The organism is Pseudophaeobacter leonis, from assembly GCF_002087335.1.
GTDB lineage: Bacteria > Pseudomonadota > Alphaproteobacteria > Rhodobacterales > Rhodobacteraceae > Pseudophaeobacter > Pseudophaeobacter leonis.
Map to the genome: position 1 here is coordinate 1 of NZ_MWVJ01000084.1, position 5184 is coordinate 5184.

The 5184-nt window shown below is 61.2% G+C and carries 7 protein-coding genes, 1 pseudogene and 2 riboswitches; of the genes and pseudogenes, 7 read left to right on the forward strand and 1 reads right to left on the reverse strand.

From position 1 onward, the window contains the following. The 7 genes and pseudogenes from B4968_RS24725 to cobF all read left to right on the forward strand — a co-directional run. Positions 1–170: pseudogene (locus B4968_RS24725) on the forward strand (uroporphyrinogen-III C-methyltransferase); the annotation flags it as partial. A 4-nt stretch (positions 171–174) separates the two neighbouring features. Then, a complete protein-coding gene (locus B4968_RS17540) occupies positions 175–519 on the forward strand; it encodes a DUF1636 family protein (RefSeq protein ID WP_083100703.1) in 345 nt (114 codons plus the stop codon). A gap of 110 nt (positions 520–629) precedes the next feature. Further along, positions 630–850: riboswitch (cobalamin riboswitch) on the forward strand. A gap of 35 nt (positions 851–885) precedes the next feature. Then, on the forward strand, positions 886–1056 hold the full coding sequence (locus B4968_RS17545; protein ID WP_083100704.1) for a CbtB domain-containing protein: 171 nt from the start codon (positions 886–888) through the stop codon (positions 1054–1056). A 4-nt stretch (positions 1057–1060) separates the two neighbouring features. Next, positions 1061–1744 (forward strand): CbtA family protein, encoded by a 684-nt coding sequence (locus tag B4968_RS17550; protein WP_083100705.1) that lies wholly within the window; start codon positions 1061–1063, stop codon positions 1742–1744. A gap of 78 nt (positions 1745–1822) precedes the next feature. Next, positions 1823–2323 carry a hypothetical protein gene (locus B4968_RS17555; protein WP_083100706.1) on the forward strand — a complete coding sequence of 167 codons (501 nt, stop codon included), beginning with the start codon at positions 1823–1825 and terminating at the stop codon, positions 2321–2323. Between the two features lie 168 nt (positions 2324–2491). Continuing rightward, a riboswitch (cobalamin riboswitch) is annotated at positions 2492–2709 on the forward strand. Positions 2710–2823: 114 nt separating this feature from the next. Beyond that, a complete protein-coding gene (locus B4968_RS17560; protein ID WP_083100707.1) occupies positions 2824–3513 on the forward strand; it encodes an energy-coupling factor ABC transporter permease in 690 nt (229 codons plus the stop codon). Positions 3514–3615: 102 nt separating this feature from the next. Further along, complete coding sequence (gene cobF, locus B4968_RS17565; RefSeq protein WP_083100708.1) at positions 3616–4455, forward strand: precorrin-6A synthase (deacetylating); 840 nt, start codon at positions 3616–3618, stop codon at positions 4453–4455. A gap of 36 nt (positions 4456–4491) precedes the next feature. Here cobF and B4968_RS17570 read toward each other — a convergent pair. After that, a partial coding sequence (locus tag B4968_RS17570) for a DMT family transporter (protein ID WP_139792890.1) occupies positions 4492–5184 on the reverse strand: 693 nt, incomplete at its 5' end.

The window sequence follows — 5184 nt, forward strand, 5'->3', positions numbered from 1 at the left end:
CCCCTGAAACCCACGCGCTGATTGCTCTTGGTGTTTCGACCCCGGAGCAGGAGTTGAGCTGCCACACGGTGGGAGAGCTGCCAAAGGGGCTGCGTGATATGGAGACCATGGCTCCGGTTTTGATCCTTTACGGCCCGCTCGCCGACAGCGATCTGCCAGAAGCACTCTGACCTGATGTCGAGCCCTCCTCTCCCCACCCTCACCCTGTGTCGCAGCTGCCGCAACGCCGATGCGGCCCTGCCGGACCTGCTGGAGCAGGCGGTGGCAGGCGCGGGGCTGGAGGCCAGAGTGCAGCAGGTGGACTGCATGTCGGGCTGCAAACAGCCGCAAACGCTTGCGGTACGCCAAAGCGGCAAGACGGCCTATCTGTTTGGCGAAATCAGCGCCAGGGATCTGCCGGATATCGTCACGTTTTTACGGCTGTTCCGCGACAGCCCGGACGGCAATCTGGCGGACGCCCGCCCCTTGGGCGAATTACGCATGAAGGCTCTGGCGCGAATCCCGGCCGGGATGGACTAGACCGGGCTAGACCAGGCCCATTTCCCAGCTCAGCACCTGTCAGTGCCCATAAAAGTCGCATCTTACCCTCTGCAGGGCGGATTCAAACTTGACCGCCGGCCTCGTCAAAGGGCACAACAAATGTACATGGTGCCCAAAGATGCAAAGCATCTGGGCTGAAACGGGAATGAGGAATGGCGGACCCAATTGCGGCGCCAAGACCCGACCGCCCCCGCGACTGTGAGCGGCGAGCGGTTTTTCGACACCCACTGGGGGCCAACCTGGCCGCTGGGAAGGGGAAAAGCTGCTGTGACCTGCGAGTCAGGAGACCGGCCATGTACTGGGACGTAATTTTTGCCGTCGGGTGTGACGGCGTGGAGAATAGATATGACAACGAAGACACTGACCACCTCTGTTGCTGGCACCCGCTTTTTGCCTGCCCTGTTTGCCGTGGTTCTGGGCCTGGGTGTAATCACCCTGACCGGTCACGTTCAGGCCTCTGCCCTGCACGCCGCCGCGCATGACGTGCGTCACGCGACTGGCTTTCCCTGCCACTAAGCGCATGTTTAGCCGAATTTTGACCAGCGCGTTGTTCGCTGGCGCTGCAGCTGGGGTGTTGACCGCCCTGCTGCAGCTTCTTTTTGTGCAACCTGTGCTTTTGCACGCCGAGCTTTATGAAAGCGGCGCTTTGGTGCATTTTGGAGGCGCTGCTGTGTCCGCACAGCCTGAGCTGCCCGGTTTTGACGCCGTGCGCGATGGGCTAAGCATCGTCTTCACCATGCTCACCTATACCGGCTATGCCTTTGTCATGGTCGCCCTGATGTCCATGGCCGAGGGTATGGGGCAGGCAATTTCAGCCCGCAGCGGGCTTTTGTGGGGGCTGGCGGGTTTCATCACTTTCCACCTTGCACCGGGCTTTAGCCTCGCGCCCGAGGTTCCCGGCGTCGCGGCCGCGGATCTCCTTGAGCGACAGATCTGGTGGACTGCCACCGTTGCAACCGCTGGTATTGCCATGTGGCTGCTCGCCTTTGGTGGCACTCTGCTGAGCTACGCCATTGCGATCGCCCTGCTGCTGATTCCGCATCTGGTTGGCGCCCCCGGGCCCAGCAGCTTCACCGGTCCGGTTCCAACCGAAATCGGTGCGCTGTTTGCCGCCCGCGCCTTTGGGGTTGGTCTGGCTGCCTGGACTCTGCTGGGCTGCTTTTGCGGCTACTTCTGGCAGGCCGAAGGCGCCAGAGACACCTGAGCCAGCTGCCCTGAGCATCAACCTGCGCCGAGAGATCCTTTTTCTTTCAGCGCAGGCCACTTCTTCAAAGGATATGACATGTCGCGTTCTCTTGCTCTGTTTGCCATCGGCCTGGTCTTTGGCGGCGGCATCGGCTTTGTTACAGCTGCCGGCAATGGCATCACATTTGATGGCCATGATCACAGCGATGCAGCCCAGCATGGCAGCCCGGGACAGATGGCCGAAATGGCGGGCCATGATCATGCAACGGCGATCCACCTTCCCGCAGGCCCTGACGCCCCGGGCCTAACGATTGCCGTGACCAAAGACCCCATGGCGGGCTGGAATTTGCAGGTCACGCCGCAGAATTTCCGCTTTGCGCCTGAAAACGCCTCAGCCGCCGATGTTGCAGGCGAAGGCCATGCGCATGTCTACATCAATGGCACCAAGCTTGGGCGGCTCTACGGCAACTGGACGCACCTCAGCGATCTGCCCACCGGCAAGGTTGAGGTGAAGGTCTCGCTCAACGCCAATAGCCACAGCCCACTGATGATAGGCGGCACCCCGATTGCAGCCAGTGTGACCCTCGACAATCCGTAAATCCCAATCCCTAAACCCACTGGACGACTGGCTTTGCCGTTTTGCCCCTTTTGTACTGCGCCCGCTCATGCGGATCTTTTTTGCTTGATCTGCGGCCTTGCAGCGCAGGCGGGCTTTTGCGGCGCAGAAAGTGCTTTGGGTGATTGACAGCCCGCAGGGCTTCGTGACACCTCTGGCGGTATCGACGGTTCTATTGGGGTCTCAGACCCCTGGATGAAAAGGGAATACGGTGAGGTGTAGCCAACAGGCGCCGAATCCGAAACTGCCCCCGCAACTGTGAGCGGCGAGCCACCGGGAACAGCCACTGATCTGCAAAGCAGATCGGGAAGGCCCCGGACCGGCCCAGACCTGCAAGTCAGGAGACCTGCCGTCGCGAGCTGACCGGACCATGCCCTGTGGCGCCATACCATGTGGGGCCATGCCTTGCGGGCTGCGGTTTGGGCGGCTGTTTTGCGAAACCCTTTCAATTGTCGCCGGGGAGGCGACAGGGAGACAGACCTATGCATATCGAACCCGGCGTTGTTGACGCTGCCAAAATGACCCTTGCCTATGGCACCGCCGCAGGGGCCGTGACCTATGCCGCCAAAGAAACCTTTAGCGATCTGCGCGCCACTGGCGTGATGTCCTATGCCGCCCGGTCTGCCATTGCAGCCCTTGGCGTGTTCCTGTTCTTTGAAGTGCTGCCGCATTTCCCGGTTGGCATCTCTGAGGTGCATTTCATCCTTGGCTCAACCCTGTTTTTGATCCTTGGAGCCGCCCCTGCGGCCTTTGGCCTCGCGGCAGGCCTGCTGATCCAGGGCGCGTTTTTTGCGCCCAGCGACATGCCCATGTATTTTGTCAATGTGACAACCCTGCTGGTGCCACTGTTTGCGCTGCACGCGCTGGCCCGCCGCATCATCCCGGCCGGCACTGCCTATGTGGATCTGAAATACAGCCAGGCGCTGGCGCTCTCGACCGCCTATCAGGGCGGCGTTGTGGCCTGGGTGGCCTTTTGGGTGTTCTACGGTCAGGGCTTTGGCGCTGAGACCATGGCCTCGGTGCTGACCTTTGGCGGCGCCTATATGCTGGTGGTACTGATTGAACCGCTTGCTGACCTTGCCATTCTGGCCGCCGCCAAGGCGCTGCGCGGCGTTGACAGCCGTGGTCTGGTGACAGGCCTGGTAACACCCCGGCTCTATAACGCGAGCTAGAAAAAGCAGCTGGATCTGGGAAGGCGACCTGATCCAGACTTGAAAAAACCCAAACACGGCTCCATAGCGGGCCGTGTTTCTTTTTGGCAGGAGCCCCGTGACATGAGCGCAGGTAGCATCAACGGCAGCATCGACGACAGGATCGACGACCGTATTGGCGGCAAGATCGAGCTCTCCCTGATTGGCATCGGCACCGGCAATCCTGCGCACCTGACACTGCAGGCGGTGCGCGCGCTCAATGGGCTTGATCTGATCCTGATCCCCAACAAAGGCCGCGGCAAAGATGATCTGGCCGGGCTGCGTCAGGCGATCTGTGCCGAGGCCATCACCAGCACCCCCGGCCCGCGCATTGTTGAATTTGACCTGCCGGTGCGTGACCCGGCCATTGTGGACTACACTGCCCGAGTTGATCACTGGCATGATGCCATCGCCCGCATCTGGATCGACACCATTCGCGCCAACTTACCCCCAGGCGGCCCAGCTGCAGATGCCGCCAAGGTTGGCTTTCTGGTCTGGGGCGACCCCTCACTGTATGACAGCGCCATGCGCATCGCCGAGCGCCTGAGGCGCACCAGTGACATCAGCCTCAAGATCATTCCCGGCGTCACCTCTATTCAGGCGCTGACCGCTGCACATGCCATTCCGCTGAACGAGATTGGCGCCCCCTTTACCGTGACAACGGGCCGCCAGCTGCGCGAGAAAGGCTGGCCGCCCACGGCTGACACTCTGGTGGTGATGCTGGATGGGGAATGCTCCTTTCAGGCGATTGATCCAGAGGATGTTGAGATCTGGTGGTCCGCCTATGCCGGTATGGACAACCAGATCAGCCGCTCTGGGCCCCTGGCGCAGGTGGCAGATGACATCATCGCCACCCGGGCACAGGCGCGGGCAGAGCATGGCTGGATCATGGATATCTACCTGTTGCGCAAAACGGCTACTTGAGGCCGCGGCCCGGCGTAGCGTCCTGACGCGGGGGCCTTAGGCCCCTCGGCCTCCCCGGCCCGCAAGCCAGAGCGACGAAAGCCCGGACAACACAATCACCGTCAGGCCCAAAAGCGCCAGCGCATCTGGTAGGTCGCCAAAGACCACAACGCCAATAAAGGTGGCCGCCAGCAGCTGGCTATAGACCAGGGGGGCCACCACATTGGCGGGGGTATGGCGATTGACCCGCACCAGCAAATAGGTGCCAGCGGCAGATCCCAACGCGCTGATGATCAGCAGGCCTGTCAGCACTGGGTTGCTCTGGGCCATAGCAACGCTCTGCCCCAGATCACCCAGCGCAAAAGGAAACAGCACGACAGCGCCAATGGCCAGTTGTGAAAACAGCAAAAAGCGGGGCCGGTGCCGCCCGGCCAGCCACCGCGTCGCCACCAGAAACGAGCCATGAAAGCAGCCAGCCAGCACCGCAAACCCCATGCCAACCTGCATGCCAAATCCCGGTTTTACAACCAGTAGCACGCCGCCAAAGCTTAGCAACAACAGCAGGGCGCGACTGAGGCTGGCGCGTTCTTTCAGCAGCAAAACTGAAAGGATGAAGGCGATGATTGGTCCGACAAAAAAGCCGCCAAAGACATTGGCGATTGGCTCGGTCTTGAGCGCGGTGAGAATGCAGGAAATCCCGCCTGCAATCAGCAAAGCGCGCAAAATGACCCGCCAGTCCAGCAGCGACCA

Bases quoted from the DNA above. Each gene is read 5' to 3' on its own strand.
- B4968_RS17545 (WP_083100704.1), top strand. From the start codon at position 886: ATGACAACGAAGACACTGACCACCTCTGTTGCTGGCACCCGCTTTTTG.
- B4968_RS17540 (WP_083100703.1), top strand. From the start codon at position 175: ATGTCGAGCCCTCCTCTCCCCACCCTCACCCTGTGTCGCAGCTGCCGC.
- B4968_RS17550 (WP_083100705.1), top strand. From the start codon at position 1,061: ATGTTTAGCCGAATTTTGACCAGCGCGTTGTTCGCTGGCGCTGCAGCT.
- cobF (WP_083100708.1), top strand. From the start codon at position 3,616: ATGAGCGCAGGTAGCATCAACGGCAGCATCGACGACAGGATCGACGAC.
- B4968_RS17560 (WP_083100707.1), top strand. From the start codon at position 2,824: ATGCATATCGAACCCGGCGTTGTTGACGCTGCCAAAATGACCCTTGCC.
- B4968_RS17555 (WP_083100706.1), top strand. From the start codon at position 1,823: ATGTCGCGTTCTCTTGCTCTGTTTGCCATCGGCCTGGTCTTTGGCGGC.